The sequence below is a fragment of the Wolbachia endosymbiont of Bemisia tabaci genome, from assembly GCF_003999585.1.
Lineage (GTDB): Bacteria > Pseudomonadota > Alphaproteobacteria > Rickettsiales > Anaplasmataceae > Wolbachia.
On record NZ_CP016430.1, the window covers coordinates 873,588 to 896,231 of the forward strand.

A 22,644-nucleotide genomic window follows, 5' to 3' on the forward strand; every position below is an offset into this window, starting at 1 on the left:
ATGCCTCGCTAAATTGAATATTAATGGATGAATGAATTAAGAAAGCTAAGTATTACAGAGATGCATGATGGACTTAGGAGGAGGAATTTTTCTGCTGTTGAGCTTGTAGAAACGCATATTAATGCAGTTGAAAATGAGCAACTAAATGCATTTATAACAAAAACTCCAGAAATCGCAATAAAAGCCGCTAAAATAGCAGATGAACATTTCTTAAAACAAAAAGATGATATTCCACCACTTATGGGCATACCAGTTGGTGTTAAAGATTTATTCTGTACAAAAGGAATAAAAACAACAGCATGTTCAAAAATGCTGGAAAATTTCATCCCGACTTATGAATCTACGGTATCTAATTTGCTTTTAAAAAGTGGAGCAGCCATGCTTGGTAAGCTTAATATGGATGAATTTGCTATGGGTTCTGCGAACACAAATAGCTATTTTGGTCCTGTTGAAAATGTGTGGATTAGAAAAAAAAGTGATGGAGAAAAAGTTGTTCCTGGTGGATCATCTGGTGGATCTGCAGCATCAGTTGCTGGGTTTTTATGTGCTGGAGCATTAGGAAGCGATACTGGTGGGTCTGTACGTCAACCAGCAGCTTATTGTGGAGTGGTTGGAATAAAGCCAACTTATGGAAGATGTTCGCGTTTTGGTATTATGATTGCATTTGCGAGCTCTCTTGATCAAGCAGGAGTAATTACTCGTTCCGTTTCTGATTCAGCGTTAATGCTGGAAACAATTTGTGGCTATGATGAAAAAGATTCAACATCGAGCGAAAGACCAGTGCCTAAATTCTCTAATCTTATAAATGGTGATATCAAGGGTAAGCGCATTGGTATACCAAAAGAATATAGAATGGATGGAATTTCAGAAGAAATCGTTCATCATTGGGAAAAAGTTTCTTCCAATTTAAAAGAAAATGGTGCTGAAGTTGTTGACATTGCTCTGCCTCATACTAAATATGCGATACCGGTTTACTATCTAATTTGTTCTGCTGAAACTTCATCTAATCTTGCTCGCTATGATGGTGTACGTTACGGATTTAGGGTTGATGCTGATACCCTTGAAGAAATGTATTCGCTAACAAGAGCAGAAGGTTTTGGTAAAGAAGTGAAAAGGAGAATTTTAATTGGTGCTTATGCGCTTTCTTCAGGTCATTACAATGAGTATTATGAAAAAGCACAGTGCATTAGGGCATTAATTAGAAATGATTTTACAAAAGCGTTTGAAAAAATAGATTACATACTTGTGCCATCTGCTCCAACAGAAGCTTTTGGCTTAAATGAAAAGTCAGATCCGCTAATGATGTGCATTAATGATGTGTTTACCACCGTGCCGGCAAGCTTATCAGGGTTACCTGCTATTTCTGTTCCTGTTGGACTTTCCAATGAAGGCTTACCACTTGCTTTGCAAGTAATTGGAAATTATTACGATGAAGCTGGAATATTAAATATGGCAAGTGTGATAGAGCAAAATTGTGGCAGAATAGTTAATTCCCTTGCGTAATATGTTTTCTTATAGTAACTATAGCATTATGATTATTTTGGCTATAGGAAACAAGAGCTTGATTTTTATAGCTAAATAAAAGACCATCAAAGGCACATATAAATATCTACAATGAAAGAAAAGACTTTCACAATCATTGATGGTTACGGTTTTCTTTTCAGAGCTTATTACGTTTTGCATCATTTAACTACCACAACCGGTATTCCTCCAGTAGGTGCTGTGTACGGTTTTCTTAATATGGTTCTGAAGTATATTTCCCATTCGGACTACTTAACTATAGCACTTGATTCTGGCAAAAAAAATTTCAGGCACAGTTTATATTCTGAGTATAAAGCAAACAGAGTAACGCCTCCTGAGGATCTAATTCCACAATTTACAATACTGAGAGAAGCGGTAGAAGCTTTTAACTTCAGCTATGAAGAGATTGAAGGCTATGAAGCAGATGACATAATTGCAACACTAGCTGCAAAATATGCCAACCACGAAGACTTTAAAGTAGTAGTAGTCTCATCAGATAAAGACTTATTTCAACTTTTGAATTACAACATTCTAATATTTGATCCTATCAAAAATATATACGTAGATGAAAAACAAGTGATAGAAAAATTTGGTGTAAATTCAAATAAGCTTCTTGATTTATTTTCTCTAACTGGAGATGCATCTGATAACATTCCAGGCGTTCCAAGAATAGGCCCAAAAACTGCAGCTAAATTGCTGGATAAATTTGATTCGTTGGATAACATTATAGAAAACATCAATAACATTGAGCAAACAAGAGTTCGTAATATTCTTACTGAGCATAAGGAAAAAGCACTAATTTCAAGAGAACTTTTGTCACTATGCAAAAAAGTAGATCTTCAACATGATATTGTAAAATATGAAGTCCATCCTCCAAATATGGAAAAATTGTTATCCTTTTTGAAGAGATATGAATTTAATTCATTGATAGGAAAAGTAGAAAAGCTTTTTTCTTATAGTGGATCTAGCACAAAAGAGAAAACAGAATATAGCGGTGAAGAATTAGAAAAATTTTTGGAGCATTGCAGATATGAAGGCAAAATTGCAATTCATTGCCACTTTGAAAACAATGCATTAAACGAAATCTCCTTATCTTGCAGTGAAGATAATATTTTCTACATAGATCAAAACTGTCTACAAGATGCACTCACTATAATAAATTCAACTTTATTTTCAAATGGGGTGCTTAAAATAATACATGATATTAGAAAGATCAGAGAAATATTTCCTGCAATAGAGAAAGTGCTAGATTCAATTGATGACTTAATGATCATGTCATACAGTCTTGATACAGGGAAGCATGATCACAGCATTCCAAATATAGTTGCACACAATTTAAGTGAAAATGTAGAAACTTTCTCGGCAAAAACTTTAATAGCGATCCATGAGAAACTGACACAAAGATTATTTCAGGAAAAACTTTTTACGATTTACGAGCGCTTTGACAAGCCTCTCATGAAAGTAATATTTGATATGGAGAAAAATGGAATACTGATTAATATTCAAAAACTACAGGAACTGTCTGATAAGTTTGAGCAGCTAATTGCTGTACTTGAAAACGATATACATAATTTAGCAGGAGAAAAATTCAACATTGCATCGCCAAAACAATTAAGTGATGTTTTGTTTAATAAAATGGAGCTAAGTAAAAAGAAAAAGTCAAAATCTGGGTCTTATAGCACAAACTCTGAAGTTCTAGAGGCACTTGAAGAGGAGGGGACAGAAATCGCAGGTAAAATTTTAAGTTGGCGACATTCAAGTAAATTAAAGGGTACCTATACTGACGCGTTAATAAAACAGGTTGATCCGCTTGATGGTAGGATACATACAAGCTTTTCAATCACTGTGACTGCAACTGGAAGGCTGAGCTCTAGCAATCCTAATTTACAAAATATTCCTATCAGAAGCGAAGAAGGTAGTCTTATCAGGCAAGCCTTTATTGTGCCAAAAGGTTGCAAGATAATTTCTGCTGACTATTCACAAATAGAATTAAAACTCCTGGCACACGTTGCAAATGTTACCGCATTTAAAGAAGCTTTTGCAAACAGGCAAGATATTCATGATATCACTGCAAGACAAGTTTTTGGAGTGCAAGAAATAGATGAGCAATTAAGACGCAAAGCAAAAACCATTAATTTTGGCATTATATATGGCATTAGTCCATTTGGCCTTGCAAAGCGACTTGGCATTACCTTTCAAGAGGCTGCTGAATACATTAATTACTATTTTTCTTGTTACCCAGAAATAAAGGTCTATATGGAAAAAGCAGTATCTATCGCGAGAAATCATGGTTATGTAGAGACTTTGTTTGGTAGAAGATGTTTTGTAAGAGACATAAATAATAAAATTCCTTATCTAAGACAATTTGCAGAAAGGGCAGCAATAAATGCACCGCTGCAAGGAACCGCCGCTGATATAATAAAACGTGCAATGATTCAGCTTTTTGATCAATTGAAAACAGGTAAAATAATTCTCCAAGTCCACGATGAGCTACTGGTTGAAGTAGAGGATGACAAGGTACAAGAAACAGCAAAACTTATGAAAGACGTAATGGAAAATGCGATAGAAATCTCTATACCACTTGAAGTAGAAATAAAAATTAGCGACAACTGGGGCTTTTCTTAATTATGTTGCACACTCTAAGAACATATCTTGAAAGGACCTAAGTAGTATCTGTTCAGATGCATGGCTAATGTGTAAATATTGAAGTAAAAATAATGTCATCCCAGTGCTTGACACTGGGATCCAAATTGCTCACAAGCAACCTAATCATAGATATTAAAAGCAACGCTTTCAATGAGACTACAAAAGGCTGGATTCCAGTGTCAAGCACTGCCTTGTTGTTGTAAATTCATTTTTACCTTATTTTGCCACACCCCTGAACGGATGCCTTGAGTAGTTAATTTCGTAAGTATAATAGTAGTCATATTAAAGAGTTCTTGAAGTAAGGAGAGCACGCTCATACGTCACGCAAACAACGTTTGGGAATAATCTAAGGTTCTGTGATATCAGCAGCTTTCTTGGCAATAACATCCCGCTTTCAGTAAATAGTGATTTTATAATTTTCCTATATATTAGAAAAATTTTTATTTTAATTAGCGTTAAACAATAGGCGCCTATTGATTTTTAGCTAAAGTAAAGGTCAAATATCTGGAATTCTGGACATAAAACCCCCCTGTGTAAGAAAAAGATTAGAAAAAAGTGCAGCGCACATACGACAGAAATTAAGCATATTTACATGCACTAAAGAAGATACGCTACGCTTTTTGATTAAAAATTTGACTGAAAAGTCTGCAGACAAAGATAGATTTTGAGCTCTTAAAATATCTCTAACTGTAATTATAATCAGATTTAAAATATATGGAAGCAATTTTTTACATTCCCTTATCACTTATATCATTTGTTACTCTTCTATTTTTTGCTTTATTCTTTCTTTTTCCCCTTTCGATACAGGTTTTAGGAAATTTGAACTAATGCGAAAAATATGCTATAATTAAAGCATAGTAAATGTGAGTAAGTCAGTTATGGGAAAAATATCAGCTCCACAAGCAAAGAATCAGGAACCTTCGAAGCCACCTGCTCAGGTAATGGAGATAGTTCTCAAAGAAGAACATAAGGAAATTTACGATTACTTTGTGAAAGTATATTAGAAGTTAAAGCCAAATTAAAGGAGAGCAAAGGAATAACTGATTATTTTATATTAGCTTATAAGAAGATACTACTAACTAATGTCAATCCAGAAAAGATAAGACCACTCAGTGAAGAGAATTTTTGTCAGTTTTTACTTTCTGTATTCAAAGAAGTTAGAGAGAAAAAATTAGCGAACAAAGAGAATGTCAAGAATGTTGAAATAAAGAAATTAGTAGATGATTGTGTAGCTGATATACGTGGTACAGAAGCTAAGGATTCACTAATAAAACTTGTTGGGTTACCATTGGGAATAAAAATAGACCCGAAAAATATTTCTGGCTCCTTTATGGATGGAGTGAAAGAAAAAATACCATTTTTAGGTGGGGACAAAAAAGAAGAGGATGAACCACTACTTAGTGATGAAGAGATGGTAACAAAGTGCTTACGTAAGGTTTTTCTTCCTATTCTTTTTTCCATTGCTTCAATATTAATTTTTGGTCCTACTACACTTGCAATAGTTGCTGCTGTTATTGGTACAATATTTGCTGTAAAGGGAGGAATTGAAGTTCTTTTTTCAAATAATAGGCCAGGTACTTTATATGATCCTAGCTCACCAGATAAAGATGATACAAAAAAGAGAGAAAAATTGAATGAAAAAATTCGCAATGGCATTGATGATATTTTAAAAACCGAAATCAAAGAGATTACTGAACAAATTTCTCAGGGAGACGGAGAGAATAAACAGCATTTTACTTCTGAGCGAGTTTGCAGTCCACGAAAAGAAACACCTGCTACCCTTAAACAACCTACTTTAGATCAGCCAGCTAAAAGTACAGGACAGCAAACAGATTTACCAAATATGTAAGAGGTCTTTTATTGTTTTATAACACATACAACAGGAGTATGATCAGATGGGTTTTCTAGTTTACGCAACCTATCATCTATGTAACATGTTTCCAATTTATCTGCAGCTTGTGGCGATAGCAGCATATGATCTATTCGCATTCCTTGATTGTTTCTGAGTGAATTACCTTGATAATGCCACCAAGTGAATTGTTGTAAGTTGAGGTGAGATATTCTAAATGCATCTTTAAAACCAAGATTCAAGATCGCTCTTAATTTCTCACGCTCTTTTATATGAAAGCACACTTGGCCATTTAATAAATTTGAATCAAAAACATCAATTTCATCCAGTGCAACATTATAATCACCAGCTATAATAGTTAACTCTTCATTTTTTAACAAAGTGCCCATCCTTTCATATAGGTTATCAAAAAACTTGAGTTTATACTCAAAAGTATGAGAGTCTGGGCTTTGACCGTTTGGAACGTATACACTTCCTACCCTTACCTTATTATTGGTGTGTTTTATCACACACTCTATATAACGTGCTTCTTGATGACTTTCCACAATATCAATTTTTAATTTTTCCAGTATTGGATATTTAGATAAAACACAAACACCATTTCTTGCAACCTGTCCATAGACAGAATATTCATATCCTAACTTTTCTATCTCTGCATAAGGAAATTGCTCTTCTGTACATTTTATCTCTTGCAGCAAAACTATATCTATCTGACTATCAACTATAAAACTACAAAGTTGGTTAATTCTTTTACGTATGGAGTTTACATTCCAAGTTGCAATCTTTAGCATCAACAATCCTTATTAATTATATCAATTAAACTCTCCCCTGTGGGCAACCTCGATGTTATAATTTTTTTCCACTTGATTAACTTTAAACTATCAGCAATGTTTTTACTCATGGTATATGCAACTGTATTATTAATCACAGGAGATAGCCCACTTTTTAGAACTAATGAACAAAATACCCTTGCAGTTTGTGAGGAAAAAAAAGCAACGCTATCAATTTTACCGTCCAATAGTAAATTTTTACACCTATTAGTTAGACTCCTTTTAGTAATTGTTTTATAGAGTACAACTTCTCTTACGTTAAAACCTTCTTCAGATAATCTCTTTTTTAGGTCACATGATACTTCTTGTCCCCTTATATATAAGAACTTTATTGCATTTGAATAATGAGATTTTATGAATGATATCAGACCATCAATGTTGCTGTCTGCTGAGATTATATCGGAAAATCCCAAATTTTTTGCAGCCTGCATAGTTGAATTACCAACCGTAATAATTGAAAAGCCATCCTCTTTGCATATTTGACTGAAAGCCTTTACACTGTTTTTACTTGTAGATATCACAACGTCAAATTCATACGTAGATATATCAGGATTTAAGTACTTTATTGTGAATACTGGTTCTATAAAAACTTTGTATCCATATTTTTTTAGCGTGCTTCTTGTGCTCAACGAATCTAATAAAGGCCTTGTCAATAAAATAGACTTCATTCTGGTTTATTTCACTAGCAGTAAAATAATATACCTTATACACAAATTATTGAATAAAAACTTTTATTTTTTAAGTTTCTTGCGTAACCTATGAAAAAGGCAAGAGAAACTCCATAAATTGGCCTAGTGCTAGAAAATTGATATTAAATAAGCGAACGTTTTGATCAAATGGAAAAAAGGATGTTACTCATTGAGTAACATCCTTTTGAAGAAAGTGGGTAATTTTGGTTACTGTCTTTCATTTGTTTTTGGAACTTGCTGTTCTACATTAGTGTCAACAGTTACTGCTGAAGAAGGTCCCACCAATTTGTCCAAAGAACCTGTCTTTCTTAAGTCAGCTTGGGTTTTTAACTCACCATTTTCCTTAGTGAGTATCCCATGTTGCGGAGAAGAACTTGGTGAATTGAACCCACTATCAGAATTACGACGGTAACTGGCAAAGCTAGAAGTTGTAGCAGTACTGTCAGTGCTTATAGAACCCATTGAATTGCTTCTTGGCGGTTTCTCCGGAGCAACATAAAAACGGCTATTTCCTATCTCTGCTAATGTCACCTCATTCTCAGAAATCCTTTTATATCCTGTGCAAGTAACTTCCTCTGGCTTTTTGCTACCTTTTGACGAGAACATCCTACCAAAGAATGAAGTAGGTGCTTTTACTTCCTTGTGCTCACTAGGGTTTAACAACTCCTCTTCGCTGCTAGTAGTGCTGTAACTACTTAAAGAATTCATTGAACTACTTCCTAATAAGCTATTTTCCAATGAATTCATAGAACTTGCTTTATGCCTTTTTGCTGACTTATTAAGCCTTTCTAAAGTATTAAAACGAGTATGCTCTTCCTTGCATTCTCTAATAACTTCCTTAATCTCATCATGATGTTCAGAGAAAATACTGTCTCTAAAGTATTTATCTTTATCTGATAGTCTTTTTGTAACTAAATTACGCAAACCATCTGCGTCCAAGTTATCAATAAATTTCTTCTGCTCTCTCCATTTATCTACTAGCTGGTCTGGCAAATAATCTCTCCAATCAAGATATGTTTCTTTTGCTATTTTTCCTTCTATTTTTTCTGATATTCCAGAAAGTATGCTCTTTATTAACGTGGAATTATTTTTTCCATCAGTACAAATTGCTCTAAGATCTTCTTTCACTTCTTGAGCTCTCTTCTTTTGTGGTGAATCAGGAATAAGCTCATTATCTATTCTATCTGAATAATTCTCATTACCAGCTGCACGATATAACTTATTTGCTGTTGCAGTGAGCACATTACTTGTCTTTTCCTTTGTTTTTTCACTTACAAAACTAGCACCTCTCTTCAGCGAATCTGTTGAATACTCATAGCCATCCTTAATTTTTCCGCCAATATGCTTCGCTCCTTCAACTGTTTTTTCTGCTGACCATTTGAGCCCTTTATATCCAGATTGAACTGCTTTTACAGCAACTTTCGCAGCGAAAAATAGAGTAAGACCAACTATAGCACTTGGTATAGCAAATGTTGCACCAACTGCCAAAAATGGTAACACTGCTGCAAATAATCCACTTGCTGTACCTACTACAAGAGCCTGATCTCCTTGCTTCATCTTGGAGAATTCTGTATCTCCTTTTAACAGATCCATAATTCTGTCTTTTAGCTTCTTGGGATCGTGAATGATATCTGAATTTAATGAAGAATCTTGAATCATTTTAAGATCATCTTGCTTATTTTCAACAAAATTTGAAGAGTTTTTTTCACTAGGTGACATTTTAAACCTCACTATTAATTAAACATACTAATATTGTATATATCTGATTCTTAAGTTAGGGTTAATTCATCTAACAATGTCCACTTACTCTCAAATGATTTTGCTTGATGTGTTTTTTTGAAAGCACAGAAAATTAGTGATTGTTGCGGTATGACGTCTCGTTTAGATTAGCTATAGTTGAAGCAAAAACTCATCCTTTTGAAGGAGTAGATTTTTCTGGAACCTTAGCAGGAGTTGGTTTTGGATCTGATAATTCTGTATTGACCTTAGTTGGCTCTGCTGGAATTTGCAGTTCTTCCGATTTATCGTCTGGAATTGGAGTAGGCCAATCCATAATGTTTTCTGGTCTGTTTGTTCGATCTTCCTCTTCCTTAGTCTCTTTTTGATCTGTTGAAGATGATGCATTAACACCTTCATTTTTAGTTTGTGTACCTTGATCTTGTGTTTTAGGAGCTGTAGTTTCATGATCACTTGCCTGGATTCCTCTACTTTCATATTCAACTTCAGTTTGAGTTGAGATAGCTACTTTCGCATTTACTTTACTGAACTTATCCGCAAGTGATCTTCCAGGTTCAAGTTGTCGAATTTTTCCGTCCAAAACTTCTTTTTCTTTTTGCAGTTGATTTAATTCTTTAGTTAATTGACTTGCTGTATCAGTCAATTTTTTGTTTTCATTTCTTGCTTCCATTAATTCTTCTACCAACTGCTTTTCATGATTATCTTTTGAACCTTCTACCAATATTTCCGTTATATCATTTTTCAGCTTTGTGTTTTCTGCTTTCAACTTACTTAATTCAATCTCACTTTGCTTAGATTTTTTGTGTAGTTCCTCATTTATTCTATTTGTTGACTGAATCTCACTTTCTTTATCTTTCAATTGATTAATTAAATCTGTTATTCTAGCATTTTCATCTTTTTGACTTTGTTCTAGTAAGGTTACTTTTTGTGCTAATCGCTCTATGTCTTTATCCTTTTCAGCTAACTCTTTTTCCTTTCTTTTTAATTCAGCTTTAAGTCTTGTGACTTCTTTTGCCAAATCTTGCTTTTCCTCAGTTAATTTACTTAGTTCCTCATCAACTTCTTGTATTATCTTTGTATTATGGCTTTTTAACTCTGCATTTTCCTTCTTGAGATATGTATTTTCTTTCTCTAATTCCGCTACTCTATCTTCTAATCCTTTCCCTCCTTGTTTATGCTCTTCTTCATCATTAAACGTATCACTTTCAAATACTTCATCTCCATCACCAACCTCACCACTAATAGACAAAGAACTTCTGCGTGAAGAAGGTGTAGACGTACTAAGAGAAGAATATCCACTACTACTTAGTATAGGTGATTGTGATGAATTTTTTGTAAATGCTTCCTCTGCTGGTGTTTGCTGCTCGTTCATACTTTTGCCCATGTCAGTGAAAGCTTGATGTAGAGTTTTGCCGTTGATAAAAACTTCTTTATTCTGCTCAATTAATTTTAATACCTCTTCTGGGTCGGTTATTCCTCCAAATTTTGGTTCATCAACTACATTTTTTATGCCATTAGAGTCTATTTTCACAGTCATACTACAGTTTATGTTATTGCCTTTAGAATCCTTAGCTTGCCAATTAATGGTCATCTCACATGAGCTTGAACCAGTAAAATCATAGTGCCTTTCGCTGCCTTTTTTGGTTGCAGTTATTTGACTATCTTGCCCTAGAGATAGGTTATAAACCTTGCCTTCGTCGCTAGCTCTTAAAAGGGCGCTAATCTCTATTGGTTTTTCTTTATTTTCAAATCTAATTTTAAAGTCATTATCTTTTGTTGTATATATTAAGAAATTTTCACCTGGTAGAGATTCTTCAAATTTTTTATGTGTTTCATTTATTAATTGCTCAAATCTTTGGAAATCTGTCTTCCACTTTGAGCTCATTTGTTCCTTAATGTCTTTATTTTGTAGTAAAGGACCAATAAAATACCAGATTAAATTTTCTTCCTCTAGTTTTCTTGTAAAATCCTGAAATTTGTTACAAGATTCAATAAAACTTAAAATATCCTTTTTCTTCTGCTCATCTAAATCTAAACCTTGATTTTCAGTTACAAGTAAATTTTCTTTTGTCATAATTTCTATTTTTAGAGAACTATATTATAATATTAGCATATTTTCTTAAAAAATCAACTAATTTATAGTTAAATAAACTTGAGTATTTGACGGGAATGTTATATATTAACCACTCCAAGAAGTGCAGTATGGACAATAATATTATAAGAAAATACGATATTAGAGGTGTGGTAGGCAGAGACCTGCAGATCAGTGATGGGTATGAAATAGGCAGAAAATTTGGTCAAACTGCAGCTAACGTTTGTGTAGGCTATGACAGCAGGATAGATTCACCAAGCATAGAAAAAGAATTAATCAGAGGCTTAATTTTATCCGGCGCAAATGTTATACGCGTTGGGCTCTGTTCTTCACCTATGCTCTACGCTGCAACAATGCAGGCAGATCTTGGGATTATGATCACTGCTTCTCATAATCCCAGAGAATATAACGGCTTTAAATTTTTCAGTAGTAAAAAAGTTTACTCAGATCAAGAAATGAAGGAAATTATAGGCAGTACAATTAAAAACAGCACGAAAATTGGAAGCTTAATTAACACGAATATATATAGTGAGTACGTTAACATATTAAAAGATGTGCTCAAGAATAACGCTACACAAAAACTAAAAATAGCTTGGGATTTTGGCAATAGTCCAACAATTGTAAGATATATTGAAAAGATTTTACCAGATCATATACACATCGTAACCAATAGCTTTATAGATGGAACGTTTCCACTGCATGACCCAGATCCCATAGAAGAGAAAAATCTTGCTCAGTTAATAGATATTGTCAAGAAAGATAAATGTGATCTTGGTATTGCACTTGATGGTGATGGTGATAGGGTACGCTTGATTGATAATAAAGGTAATGTTGTTTCCAATGATCACTTGTTTATGATTTTTTCACGTGAAGTATTGGCGGAATACCCAAAAAGCAAAGTTATTGCCAACGTAAAAATGAGTATGAAAGTGCATGATTTTGTTAGCAAATTAGGAGGACAAATAATTACCTGTGCCACTGGACACTCACTAGTTAAGAAAAAGATGGTAGAAGAAGGGGCAAAGTTTGCCGGTGAACTGAGTGGACATTTTTTCTTTTCTGAGCTGGGTTTCGATGATGGACTATATTCTGCTGTTAAAGTCATTGACATTTTACTTAAGAAAAACCAAAGCCTATCTGAGATGATTGAAGATTTGCCAAAGTTATATATCACTCATGAAATGAAAATTGTAGTGAAGGATGAGAAAAAATTTCAAATAATTGAATCAATAAAGGAGACACTAAAGCAGCAAAACATTGTATTTTCAGAGCTTGATGGAATTAAGGTAACTGATGATAAAGGTTGGTGGCTTCTTAGAGTATCAAATACGCAAAACTGCATAACAGCAAGATGTGAAGGAAATACCTTAGAAAATTTTGAACTCACTAAAAAAGTTTTGTTGTATTACATTGATGAACTAAAATTATACATTTAAATTTTTTTGATGATTTACTTATTCGTCAATGTTTGCAGTTTTGTTTGATTAGTAATAGGAATTGGTAACCTATAGCGAATTGCTGTGGATAATAGCTGTCTAGGATAGTTTAGCTATAGAAAATGAACACTCACTTTTCTTTATTGTTTTGAGGCTTTTCTTGATCAACCATTTCCTCACCGATCTCTTTTATTTTTAGTATCAATGACTCTGGTACATACATGTTAATTACTTCTTCTGTTGTCACAAATAAAGCCTGATAAGAGTGTGAATTTATTATCCAATTGGGCAATATGTCTTCTGCTTCTACTTTAGACTCTCCCTCTTTTTTATCATATACTGTGTGGCAATATAAGTGCACAGCAAAAAATAGTACATAAGAAAGCAATATTCCTCTGAGTGCTCCAACAAAGATTCCAGTAACTCTATCCATTAATCCCAACCTTATAGGTGATAATATGTACATTAGCCAGTTATTCATTGTCATGAATGTAAGATTAAGTATGGTAAATACAGAGATTGTAGAAAGTATGTTTTGTGTAACTTTAGAGTCAAAATACTTACTATAATTTATAATAAAAAAATCATAGTAACTAGCTGTCAAAAAGACTGATAAGAGCAAGAACATTAATGCACATAGCTCTTTTATAAAACCTCTAGTTATCGATATTATTACACACAAGACAATAATAAAGATAATTAGGCTATCGAAAAACATATTTTGTATCTATATGATTTTCAAAATATAATAATTGTAAATAGTAAAGTTGTAAAATTAATTGTGTTGATATTTTATCAGCTGATCTAAGTACCGAGCAATCATATCAACTTCTAAATTTAGGTAATTACCTGTTTTATTATGCTGAAAAGTTGTGTTTTTCCACGTATAGGGAATGATATTCACAGTGAATTCTTGATCGACAACTGAATTTACTGTAAGGGAAACTCCATCTAGCGTTACAGAACCTTTTTTTGCAACAAATTTAATTAATTCTTGTGAGCATGATAGTCTGATTTCATGAGATTCTGAATTTTGATTAATTGTTAAAATTTCTGCTGTGTCATCTACATGACCCTGAACCAAATGGCCGTCAATTCTGTCACTCAGTTTCATTGCTTGTTCTAGGTTTATTTTTTTTCCTATTTTCCACATATTTAAGTTAGAAACCTTCATAGTTTCTTGAGATACTTGAACTATGAATACATCGTTCATTATGTCGACAACAGTTAAACACACTCCGGAGCAGGCTATTGAATCTCCTTTGTTTATAGAGGATAAATTTTGTGTCTCAATATGGAAGATTTGATCAGAGTTAGGGTGGATAGTGATATCAGTTATAGTGCCAATATCTTTGATAATTCCTTTAAACATGCAATAAAATAAATAATTATATCACGGAAGATCTTATTTGTTAGGTGCGCGAAGGAGGATCTTTTTCACTTATCTGCTCTACAGAATATTCAGAATATAGAAAGTAAGCCAGGTTCAAAACGCACAGTGTAATTAATATTGGTAACCCTATGTTTAATGTTAGACCGATACTTTCCCTTTTTTCTGTTGGCACCAATTCCTTTAAAATTGACACTTTTCCCAGCGGTAAGTGCCATAGGCAAAGTGCTGATATAGAAGCTGCTACTAAAAATAGACAAAAATAAGTTTCTTTCGAGGAAAATACAGTTTTTAATGATGATTTTAAAGTAATATCGGTGGGTTTATTTATTTCCAGTAAAGGGTCTACAGCTTTGCTTGGTAAAATTTCATGAGAAACATTTTTAGGCTGTGGAGAAGGTTGGCCTGAAACTAATTTAATCAACTGCTCTTTTTTTCTATATACTTGCTTTTGTAAATATTCTTTACCTAAAAGTGAATTATTAGGGGGTTGTGGCCTTTTGAGTACCTCTAGCACTTCTGATATCTCATCTGGTCCTAATATCTCATATAATTGTTTATCTTGAAAGTAAACAATATTAAATATTGAGTTGAAAATATTGTGAAATATTTCTGAATCTTGATTTTTATATTCACTTACTACTTCTACGAATATTTCATCGAGTTTTTTTCTCTTGTGCTCAGCTACATTATCTATCATAGCTACTCTAGCATCAAGTTGAGCTTGTTTTATGATTGATTGTTTTTCTTCTTGCAATAATTCTTTAGCCTGCTTTTTGGATTTCTTTTTTCTATTAGCCTTAAAATAATCCGTGTGTGACCTAGTTTGACCTATATCCCGCTCTATTTCTTGAGACACTAAATTTCTTGTAGTATCCTCATTTTTAGCTTTTTCTGCATGTTTTAGCTGCTCATTCAAGAATATCTCGATTTGTTGTAAGCCATCGAGGTTGATGTTTTTAACGTTTGTTTGTAGCGTTATCGTTATGCCCTGCAGGAGGATTTGAATTGGAGCATTACTTATGAATTCTTCTACAGTTTTATTAGCTTTATGGTAGTTGTTGTGTAATTCTTCACTTTCTTTTGGTACTTTTATATTGGCTGTGAAGTTTTTCTCCTGAGAAAGGCAGATTTTAAAAAAGTCAATTAAATGTTTTATTTGAGGTAATATTGTATTAGGGTTTACCTCTGTTAGCAGCTTGAGCTTAAATGAAAACTCTTGTGTATCACTTACAACACTTGTTGAGCGAATGGTGTTAATCTCCAGTACTTCATTAGAAAATGCCTTACTTATTTTTTTAGATCTATCCTTAAAAAACTTAGGTAAATCCTCAATTTCGTATTTTTTCTTAGTTTCTATGTTACTACTATGCATGAGTAAATTTTTTAATGTAGAGTGAAATAAAAAACATCATTAGTCAATAAATTAATAATTATAGCACCCTTGCATAACAGCGGCGTGTTGGATTCAATAAGAGCAGAAAAAGTTACTTTACAAATCTCATCAATCTTCTTATCATGACAATAAGAGTGTTTATCCTTGTTTTTAATCTCTGCAGATTTAACAACAAAATTCAGTAAAAAACTCAGGTATATATTGGCAGATTACATAAAATTATAGCGGCTGCATGTCTTTTTTATTTTTTCTACATTCAGCCAAATCGCGCTTGTTAGCACATTATTACAATGCCGATTTACATTATAAAACTCACTACTGGGGGATTCTTTTGCCTTTTTTTCGCTTGGTGAATTTTTTAATATTCTGGATTAGTTAGTAGTCCTATAGAGATAGCACTTGATGCTGGAATTCAGGAATTTTTTGAGCACGAAAGTTATGCTAAGTTTTTATTGTTAAGTAAAGGCTGGATTCCAGTGTCGGAGCACTGGAATGACAGAAGAAGGAAACACTCGGATAGGGGCAATTTTAATGATACCAATCATAGAGATCAGCTACTCTGATGACAACTTTTTATTCAAATAGTTTTATTGATGATATTAAAGATTGCACTATAATGAAAGTTTAAGCTAGCGTTTTTAAGGTGAATAAAGAGCTAATAAGTGAAATACCTTTACTTGAAGATAAGGCAGTTTCTGAAATTGAAAATGCTGCTTCTTTGCAGGATTTAGAAAAAGTTAGGTTGTCATACTTGGGGAGAAAGGGTGTAGTAAAAGCTTATTTCGATGACTTAAAGAATATAGATGATGCAGGAGAAAAACGCGACCTAGGTGCAGTGATTAATGTTTTACGCAATAAGATAGACCAGCTTATAACAAGCAAAGAAAATGAACTAAAAGATAAAGAAGTTAAGTTAAAACTGCAAAATGAAGCAGTTGATATCACACTGCCTGTCAGACCAGAAAGAATTGGCAAGATTCATCCACTGAGCAAAGTTATAAGTGAAGTAAAGCTCATTTTTGCACATATGGGCTTCAAAGCAGTTGATGGTCCTGATATTGAAGATGAATTTCACGTGTTTGATGCACTAAATACTCCAAGTCATCATCCTGCGCGAGAGGAGCAAGATACCTTCTACTTAAAGAATAAAATAAACGATAAAAGAATGGTGCTGCGCACTCATACCTCATCTGTGCAGATTAGAACTATGGAAAAGATAAAAGCTTTTCCAATTAAAATAGTGGCTGCAGGCAAGGTATACAGAAATGACTTTGATGCAACTCACACTCCTATGTTTCATCAGATAGAAGGGCTTTATGTTAATGAAAATGTCAATATGGGCCAATTAAAATTTACTATTCATCGCTTCCTTAGTAAATTTTTCGGAGATAAAGGTCTAAAAATACGCTTTCGTAATAGTTTTTTTCCTTTTACTGAGCCTTCTGCAGAAGTGGACATAAGTTATAAAGGTAGTAAATGGATTGAAGTACTTGGATGTGGTATGGTGCATCCAAATGTCTTTAAAAATGTTGGAATAGACCATACTAAATACAGTGGCTTTGCATTTGGGATTGGTATAGAAAGACTAGCAATGCTGAAATATCAAATTAGTGATCTAAGGAGCTTTTACGACAATAGAGTTAGTTGGCTCAACCATTATGGTTTTCATTTTTCGTCTTTAAGATAAGTGACAAATAAATCTTATACATTTGTTGTACTTGCTGCTGGGCATGGTAAACGAATGAATTCAAGCTTGCCTAAGGTTCTGCACAAAATAGGTAATTTCTCCATGCTTGAGCACGTCATTTACAATTCAAAGCAGCTGAATCCTGAAAAAATAGTTATTGTAGTCGATTTGCCTTTAACTCAAAGGCTGAAATGCTTTGAGGGTATAAAACTAATTACACAAGAGTCAACGCTCGGTACAGGGGATGCAGTCAAAATTGCAATGAGAAACCTGAAAGAATTGTCAGATATAGTTGTTGTGCAGTATGGGGATACTCCACTAATAAAAAGCAGCACAATAACTAAAATGATAAGCTGCTTAGGAGAGAGCAATGCTTTAGTTTGTCTTGGGTTTAAAACTGATAATAAAGGATACGGTAGACTAATTATTGAGAATGGTTCCCTAAGAGAAATCGTAGAAGCACAAAATGGTAGAAATAATGATGCCGGAATAATGGTTGCACGTGAAAAGAATCTACGTGAATTGGTGGAGAAAATAGAGTGTAATAACCAAGCTCATGAATATTACTTGACCGATATCGTTGCCATTGCAGTAAAGAGTAATTTAAATGTCGGCTATGTTATTGCTGATGAGGAGGAGGCAACTGGCATAAATAATAGGAATGACCTTGCAACGGCCGAGTTTTACTTTCAAGAAGAAAAAAGAAAGTTTTTCACTAACTCTGGAGTAACACTTGTTGCTCCAGAAACTGTTTTCTTCTCTCTTGATACGCAAATTGGTATGGATTCGATTGTTTACCCATACGTTTTTTTTGGTCCTGGAGTAAAAATAGGATCTGGTGTTAGGGTTGGTCCATTTGCCAAATGTGAAAATACAACAATAGGTGATGGTGCAATCATAGGTAATTTTGTTGAAACAAAAGCAAGTGATATAGGTATAAATACTAAGATAAAGCACTTAAGTTATATAGGAAATACTCAGGTAGGGCAGGGGAGTAACATAGGCGCAGGTACCGTTATTTGTAATTATGATGGGAAAAAGAAACATAAAACAAATATTGGAAGCAATTGTTTTATTGGTGCCAATAGTTCATTAATTGCACCGCTTAATGTGCATGATGACTCTCTAGTTGCAGCAGGTAGCGTTATAGTAGAGGATGTGCCAGAGAAAAGTCTTGCAATTGCAAGAGAAAGGCAAATAACTAAGAAAATAAAATAACTCTAATTTTTATTACGCGAATTATGTTATTTTTAACATATGCATTAGTATACATGTATATCAATATACATGTTAAAAATGAAAAAGTTGCTGATTTTGGTGGTCTGTTGTTTCCTGTCAGTACCGTCTTTTGGAGTTGATTGGATTAAAGATAGAATCTATACTTCTTCATCATATAGCCGACTTGGTGTTAATTATGACGTTGGTTTTCACTATACAGATAGCGTTAAAATTTCAGTTGGCTATGTAATCAAACCTATTATTAATTCTCTAATCAAACCTACTCTTGATGAAGAATTTGGAGCAGTGGTGGGGCTTATGGCAAAGCTTCATTATCATCACAAATTTGAAAATACGGGTATTACTCCTTATATTACTGCTGGTGTTGGTGCTGTTATAGTGCGTACAATAAAGGCTAAACCTAATGTAAGTAGACTGATAGTATAGGTGAAAACATAAGTGCTCTACTTGGAGAGGCTTTCAAAGCTGTAGTCAATGATGAATTTTTTTCTTATCAAATAGGTTCTGGTATTAATCTTCCACTTTCTGAAAGAACAAGTGTTTTTGCTGGCTACAAATTGCAAAGGTTTCATAAAATTTTCCATGGAATTGAGCTAGGAGTGAGTTTTAATTTATAAACTCTGATTGAATATTTTTAGTAAAGGCTAGTGGGAAATTATATTGAAGCGAAAGTAAGTGATGTAGACTCAAATGATGATTGCAGCAGATAGTGAAAGATACGCCAATTTGCAATTGCAAGAGAAAGGCAAATAACAAAAAAAATAAAATAACTTCAATTTTTTACTTGCAATTTATACTATTTTTAATATTTATATGCTTGTATATGCATATATTAATCTTTGGAGTATAAAAATGAAAAAGTTACTTACTTTATTGGCCTGCTGTTCTTTGTCAGCACCGTCTTTTGGAGTTGATTGGGTTAAAGATAGAACCTACACCTCTTCGTCTTATGGCATGCTTGGTATTAATTATGATCTTGGTTATCATTGTACAGATAGCATTAAAATTTCATTTGGTCCTGCAGTTAAACTTGTTATGAGTGAAGGGATTTTAGACGCAGGACTTATGACAAAGCTTCATTATCATTATAAATTTGAAAATACAGATATTACTCCTTATGTTACTTTTGGTGTAGGAGGAGTTGCTAAAATTCCTCTTTCAGAAAATCAAGGGCCAGACGTAGAAGAATTTTTTTCTTATCAAATAGGTTCTGGTATTAATCTTCCACTTTCTGAGAGAACCAGTGTTTTTGCTGGCTACAAGCTGCAAAAGTTCCATGAACTTTCGCATGGGGTTGAATTTGGAATGAGTTTTAATTTGTAAGCTCCGATTGAATGTTTTTAGTGAAGTCTGGTTTGAATTTTTGTTGAAATAAAAGCAAGTTATATAGGCTAAAATGATGATTGCAGCAGGTAATAAAATGTGAAAAAGAAAAGTTTGGCAATTGCAAGAGAAAGGCAAGTAGCTAAGAAAGTGATTCCGATTTTATTATGTAAGTTATATAATTTTTAACTTTTCTGTGAGTATATATGCGTATATTCATGGTTAGAGGGTGAAAATGAAAAAATTACTTACTTTAGTAGTCTGCTGTTCTTTGTCAGCACCGTCTTTTGGAGTTGATTGGATTAGAGATAAAATCTATATCTCTATTCCTCTCGATATTAAGCAGAGTGCTATCGGTTATCACTATACAGACAACGTTAAAGTTTTAATTCAGCCTTTTGATATAGGAGCTCTTGTAAATTTACAATATCGTTATGAGTTTACAAACACAGATATCACTCCTTATATCAGTGCTGGTATGGGTGCAATTAAAGATGATGAGTATTATTTCCTGTATAAAGTAAGTGCTGGCGCTAATCTTCCACTTTCTGAAAGAACAAGTATTTTTGCTGGCTACAGTGTCTTAGAAGTGTCATCGAAGTATAATCATGGAATTGAGCTGGGAATGAATTTTAATTTGTAAGCTCCGATTGAATGTTTTTAGTGAAAGCTTGAGTTTTTGTTAACGTCGTAAAGTTTTCATGAGACTAAGAGAATTTGAGAGTAGTCAAGTTTAAAACTTGACTACTCTCCAAGGAAAAGCAGATAAAGGTAGAAGTATTTCATGTTTTTATTTATATTGACAGTATGTGTAACATCATTTACGATTAGTATTAATAACAATAATTGATATTTGTCATGTTTGCAGTAATCGAAACTGGTGGAAAGCAGTATTTAGTAAAAAAAGGCAGCATAATTAAAGTAGAAAGATTACAAGCTGAAGAAAAAGAGGAAGTGGAAATCAATAAAGTGATTTGTGTTTCAAGTAATGGCTTATCTTGTTCATCTAACGCTGTTGTTAAAGCTGAAGTACTGGAGCAGTGTAGAGATAAAAAAATTATAATCTTTAAGAAAAAGAGAAGAAAAAATTACCGTAGGAAAAATGGTCATAGGCAGTATATTACTGTTCTTCGTATCAATGAAATTAGTCTTCAAAAGTAAGAGGTAAGATATGGCAACTAAAAAATCAGGTGGTAGTTCCTGTAATGGTAGAGATTCGGCAGGGCGTCGGCTCGGGATAAAGAAGAATGGTGAGGTTATTCCAGGTAACATAATTGTACGTCAAAGAGGTACAAAATTTCATCCTGGAAAGAATGTTGGTATGGGTAAAGATCATACGATTTTTGCTAAAACGAAAGGCTGGGTGAGTTTTAGAAAATCAGCAAATAAAAAAACGTTTATTGATGTTGTGCCTACAGATGATATGCAAGCCTTGGCTTGAATAGATACGGGTCTGTAGCTCAGGTGGTTAGAGCGCACGCCTGATAAGCGTGAGGTCGGAGGTTCAACTCTTCCCAGACCCACCATTTAAATTTGCAATAGTTTTGTAACTAAGTGATGGTTTTACACAAGAATTCAGTAACCAGTGAATCAGTAGCAGCCGGTCATCCGGACAAAGTAGCAGACCAGATTTCAGATGCAATACTTGACGAATACCTTTTTAATGACTCTTCCTCTCGTACTGCAATAGAGACTTTAGTTACTAAAGATAATGTTATTATAGCTGGGGAAGTATTTGGGCCGAACATTGAAAATAGCAAGATTGAAAGTATTGTACGGAATACAATAAAAGATATTGGTTATGAGCATGATGGTTTCCACTGGGAAACAGTGAAAGTAAATATATTACTACATGAACAATCAAATGACATTGCAATAGGTGTGGATCAAGGTGCTGGGGATCAGGGCATAATGTATGGCTATGCAACAATAGAGACAGAAAGCCTCATGCCAGCACCTATTTTTTATGCACACTCGATTCTGAGAAATATCATGAGTATGGTCAAAGAGGTAAAGCTTGGTCCGGATGCAAAATCGCAAATCACTTTGGCGTATGAGAATAACCTTCCAGTGCGTGCTGAAAGTATTGTTGTTTCAATACAGCATCTTGAGGATCTGAGTCAATCGAAAGTGAAGGAAATAATTTATCCTTACATAGCTTCATCTTTACCTGAAGGGTGGATGTGCCCCAAAGAAAATCTCTTAGTCAATCCAACAGGTAGATTTGTTATTGGTGGACCAGTTGGTGATTGTGGATTAACCGGACGAAAAATTATGGTTGATACTTATGGAGGCTATATTCCACACGGTGGAGGAGCGTTTTCTGGAAAAGATGCAACAAAAGTTGATAGATCCGCAGCTTATATGGCTAGATACCTTGCTAAAAATATTGTCTTTGCAGGTTTAGCTGAACGTTGTCTTGTACAGCTTTCTTATGCAATTGGTGTCTCAAAACCTACTTCATTTTACATCGATACATTTGGCACGAATACAATAGATGAAGAGAGGATTAAAGGGTTTATTGAAGATAACATAGATTTATCAACTAAAGGCATAATAAGACATTTATCACTTAATCGTCCTATATATAAACGTACAGCCTACTATGGGCATTTTGGTAAAGATTCGGAAGGTGATGGTGGATTTTCTTGGGAAGGTGTGGACTTATCTACTGATTTTTGTCTTGGGAACGTACGGACTTATCTGCTGATTTTTGTAGAGAATTCAATATGAAAGACAAAAAGAGAATTTCTTTAAACTTTGATTTATAACTCGATATTGATATAATAACTTATTATTAAAGCATAAT

General features: G+C 33.8%; 17 protein-coding genes, 1 tRNA gene and 2 pseudogenes. 13 read left to right on the top strand and 7 right to left on the bottom strand.

Annotated features, from left to right (window positions below):
• Positions 1 to 27: 27 nt before the first annotated feature.
• From gatA to BBB02_RS04240, 3 genes and pseudogenes are all read left to right on the top strand, one after another.
• The gene (gene gatA / locus BBB02_RS04225; RefSeq protein ID WP_127464081.1) at positions 28 to 1,503 is read left to right on the top strand and encodes an Asp-tRNA(Asn)/Glu-tRNA(Gln) amidotransferase subunit GatA; all 1,476 of its coding nucleotides are present in this window, start codon (positions 28 to 30) and stop codon (positions 1,501 to 1,503) included.
• A 111-nt stretch (positions 1,504 to 1,614) separates the two neighbouring features.
• On the top strand, positions 1,615 to 4,146 hold the full coding sequence (polA, locus tag BBB02_RS04230; RefSeq protein WP_127464082.1) for a DNA polymerase I: 2,532 nt from the start codon (positions 1,615 to 1,617) through the stop codon (positions 4,144 to 4,146).
• 908 nt (positions 4,147 to 5,054) lie between these two features.
• Positions 5,055 to 6,016 (top strand): annotated as a pseudogene (locus BBB02_RS04240) (hypothetical protein).
• Positions 6,017 to 6,024: 8 nt separating this feature from the next.
• Here BBB02_RS04240 and BBB02_RS04245 read toward each other — a convergent pair.
• The 4 genes from BBB02_RS04245 to BBB02_RS04260 all read right to left on the bottom strand — a co-directional run bounded on the left by BBB02_RS04245 (position 6,025) and on the right by BBB02_RS04260 (position 11,346).
• Positions 6,025 to 6,807: an exodeoxyribonuclease III gene (locus BBB02_RS04245; protein WP_127464084.1), complete on the bottom strand. Its 783-nt coding sequence runs from the start codon at positions 6,805 to 6,807 to the stop codon at positions 6,025 to 6,027.
• Positions 6,807 to 7,514: a uroporphyrinogen-III synthase gene (locus BBB02_RS04250; RefSeq protein ID WP_127464085.1), complete on the bottom strand. Its 708-nt coding sequence runs from the start codon at positions 7,512 to 7,514 to the stop codon at positions 6,807 to 6,809. Before BBB02_RS04250 ends, BBB02_RS04245 begins: the two co-directional genes overlap by 1 nt.
• 228 nt (positions 7,515 to 7,742) lie before the next feature.
• Positions 7,743 to 9,254, bottom strand: coding sequence for an actin-bundling T4SS effector WalE1 family protein (locus tag BBB02_RS04255; protein ID WP_127464086.1), 1,512 nt, complete (start codon positions 9,252 to 9,254; stop codon positions 7,743 to 7,745).
• Positions 9,255 to 9,444: 190 nt separating this feature from the next.
• The gene (locus BBB02_RS04260; RefSeq protein ID WP_127464087.1) at positions 9,445 to 11,346 is read right to left on the bottom strand and encodes a coiled-coil domain-containing protein; all 1,902 of its coding nucleotides are present in this window, start codon (positions 11,344 to 11,346) and stop codon (positions 9,445 to 9,447) included.
• A 128-nt stretch (positions 11,347 to 11,474) separates the two neighbouring features.
• On the opposite strand from BBB02_RS04260, the gene BBB02_RS04265 reads away from it, so the two are divergent.
• A complete protein-coding gene (locus tag BBB02_RS04265; RefSeq protein WP_179948504.1) occupies positions 11,475 to 12,800 on the top strand; it encodes a phosphomannomutase/phosphoglucomutase in 1,326 nt (441 codons plus the stop codon).
• A gap of 130 nt (positions 12,801 to 12,930) precedes the next feature.
• Here BBB02_RS04265 and BBB02_RS04270 read toward each other — a convergent pair whose 3' ends face one another.
• From BBB02_RS04270 to BBB02_RS04280, 3 genes are read right to left on the bottom strand one after another with little or no spacing between them, the layout of a single operon-like run.
• Positions 12,931 to 13,518, bottom strand: coding sequence for a CvpA family protein (locus tag BBB02_RS04270; RefSeq protein ID WP_127464089.1), 588 nt, complete (start codon positions 13,516 to 13,518; stop codon positions 12,931 to 12,933).
• A gap of 57 nt (positions 13,519 to 13,575) precedes the next feature.
• Positions 13,576 to 14,172, bottom strand: a complete 597-nt coding sequence (locus BBB02_RS04275; RefSeq protein WP_017532459.1) for a riboflavin synthase — start codon at positions 14,170 to 14,172, stop codon at positions 13,576 to 13,578.
• 40 nt (positions 14,173 to 14,212) lie between these two features.
• The gene (locus tag BBB02_RS04280; protein ID WP_127464090.1) at positions 14,213 to 15,565 is read right to left on the bottom strand and encodes a hypothetical protein; all 1,353 of its coding nucleotides are present in this window, start codon (positions 15,563 to 15,565) and stop codon (positions 14,213 to 14,215) included.
• Between the two features lie 664 nt (positions 15,566 to 16,229).
• On the opposite strand from BBB02_RS04280, the gene pheS reads away from it, so the two are divergent.
• The 9 genes and pseudogenes from pheS to metK all read left to right on the top strand — a co-directional run bounded on the left by pheS (position 16,230) and on the right by metK (position 22,568).
• On the top strand, positions 16,230 to 17,273 hold the full coding sequence (pheS, locus tag BBB02_RS04285) for a phenylalanine--tRNA ligase subunit alpha (RefSeq protein ID WP_127464091.1): 1,044 nt from the start codon (positions 16,230 to 16,232) through the stop codon (positions 17,271 to 17,273).
• The gene (locus BBB02_RS04290; RefSeq protein ID WP_127464092.1) at positions 17,274 to 18,491 is read left to right on the top strand and encodes an NTP transferase domain-containing protein; all 1,218 of its coding nucleotides are present in this window, start codon (positions 17,274 to 17,276) and stop codon (positions 18,489 to 18,491) included.
• A gap of 78 nt (positions 18,492 to 18,569) precedes the next feature.
• A pseudogene (locus BBB02_RS04295) lies at positions 18,570 to 19,129 on the top strand (hypothetical protein).
• 235 nt (positions 19,130 to 19,364) lie between these two features.
• Positions 19,365 to 19,835, top strand: coding sequence for a P44/Msp2 family outer membrane protein (locus BBB02_RS04300; RefSeq protein ID WP_017532463.1), 471 nt, complete (start codon positions 19,365 to 19,367; stop codon positions 19,833 to 19,835).
• 235 nt (positions 19,836 to 20,070) lie between these two features.
• Positions 20,071 to 20,478 (top strand): hypothetical protein, encoded by a 408-nt coding sequence (locus BBB02_RS04305; RefSeq protein ID WP_127464093.1) that lies wholly within the window; start codon positions 20,071 to 20,073, stop codon positions 20,476 to 20,478.
• A gap of 215 nt (positions 20,479 to 20,693) precedes the next feature.
• Complete coding sequence (gene rplU, locus BBB02_RS04310; protein WP_015588327.1) at positions 20,694 to 20,996, top strand: 50S ribosomal protein L21; 303 nt, start codon at positions 20,694 to 20,696, stop codon at positions 20,994 to 20,996.
• A gap of 10 nt (positions 20,997 to 21,006) precedes the next feature.
• Entirely contained in the window at positions 21,007 to 21,276 is a 270-nt protein-coding gene (rpmA, locus tag BBB02_RS04315; RefSeq protein WP_006012184.1) for a 50S ribosomal protein L27, read from the top strand.
• An 8-nt stretch (positions 21,277 to 21,284) separates the two neighbouring features.
• Positions 21,285 to 21,361: transfer RNA gene (locus tag BBB02_RS04320), tRNA-Ile, on the top strand.
• 31 nt (positions 21,362 to 21,392) lie between these two features.
• Positions 21,393 to 22,568 (top strand): methionine adenosyltransferase, encoded by a 1,176-nt coding sequence (metK, locus tag BBB02_RS04325; protein WP_127464094.1) that lies wholly within the window; start codon positions 21,393 to 21,395, stop codon positions 22,566 to 22,568.
• The last annotated feature ends 76 nt before the right edge of the window (positions 22,569 to 22,644 follow it).

Coding starts and splice junctions, on each gene's coding strand:
- BBB02_RS04305 (WP_127464093.1), top strand. CDS start 20,071: ATGAAAAAATTACTTACTTTAGTAGTCTGCTGTTCTTTGTCAGCACCG.
- BBB02_RS04245 (WP_127464084.1), bottom strand. CDS start 6,807: ATGCTAAAGATTGCAACTTGGAATGTAAACTCCATACGTAAAAGAATT.
- BBB02_RS04270 (WP_127464089.1), bottom strand. CDS start 13,518: ATGTTTTTCGATAGCCTAATTATCTTTATTATTGTCTTGTGTGTAATA.
- BBB02_RS04260 (WP_127464087.1), bottom strand. CDS start 11,346: ATGACAAAAGAAAATTTACTTGTAACTGAAAATCAAGGTTTAGATTTA.
- gatA (WP_127464081.1), top strand. CDS start 28: ATGAATGAATTAAGAAAGCTAAGTATTACAGAGATGCATGATGGACTT.
- polA (WP_127464082.1), top strand. CDS start 1,615: ATGAAAGAAAAGACTTTCACAATCATTGATGGTTACGGTTTTCTTTTC.
- BBB02_RS04280 (WP_127464090.1), bottom strand. CDS start 15,565: ATGCATAGTAGTAACATAGAAACTAAGAAAAAATACGAAATTGAGGAT.
- BBB02_RS04275 (WP_017532459.1), bottom strand. CDS start 14,172: ATGTTTAAAGGAATTATCAAAGATATTGGCACTATAACTGATATCACT.
- metK (WP_127464094.1), top strand. CDS start 21,393: ATGGTTTTACACAAGAATTCAGTAACCAGTGAATCAGTAGCAGCCGGT.
- BBB02_RS04255 (WP_127464086.1), bottom strand. CDS start 9,254: ATGTCACCTAGTGAAAAAAACTCTTCAAATTTTGTTGAAAATAAGCAA.
- rpmA (WP_006012184.1), top strand. CDS start 21,007: ATGGCAACTAAAAAATCAGGTGGTAGTTCCTGTAATGGTAGAGATTCG.
- BBB02_RS04300 (WP_017532463.1), top strand. CDS start 19,365: ATGAAAAAGTTACTTACTTTATTGGCCTGCTGTTCTTTGTCAGCACCG.
- rplU (WP_015588327.1), top strand. CDS start 20,694: ATGTTTGCAGTAATCGAAACTGGTGGAAAGCAGTATTTAGTAAAAAAA.
- BBB02_RS04250 (WP_127464085.1), bottom strand. CDS start 7,514: ATGAAGTCTATTTTATTGACAAGGCCTTTATTAGATTCGTTGAGCACA.
- BBB02_RS04265 (WP_179948504.1), top strand. CDS start 11,475: ATGGACAATAATATTATAAGAAAATACGATATTAGAGGTGTGGTAGGC.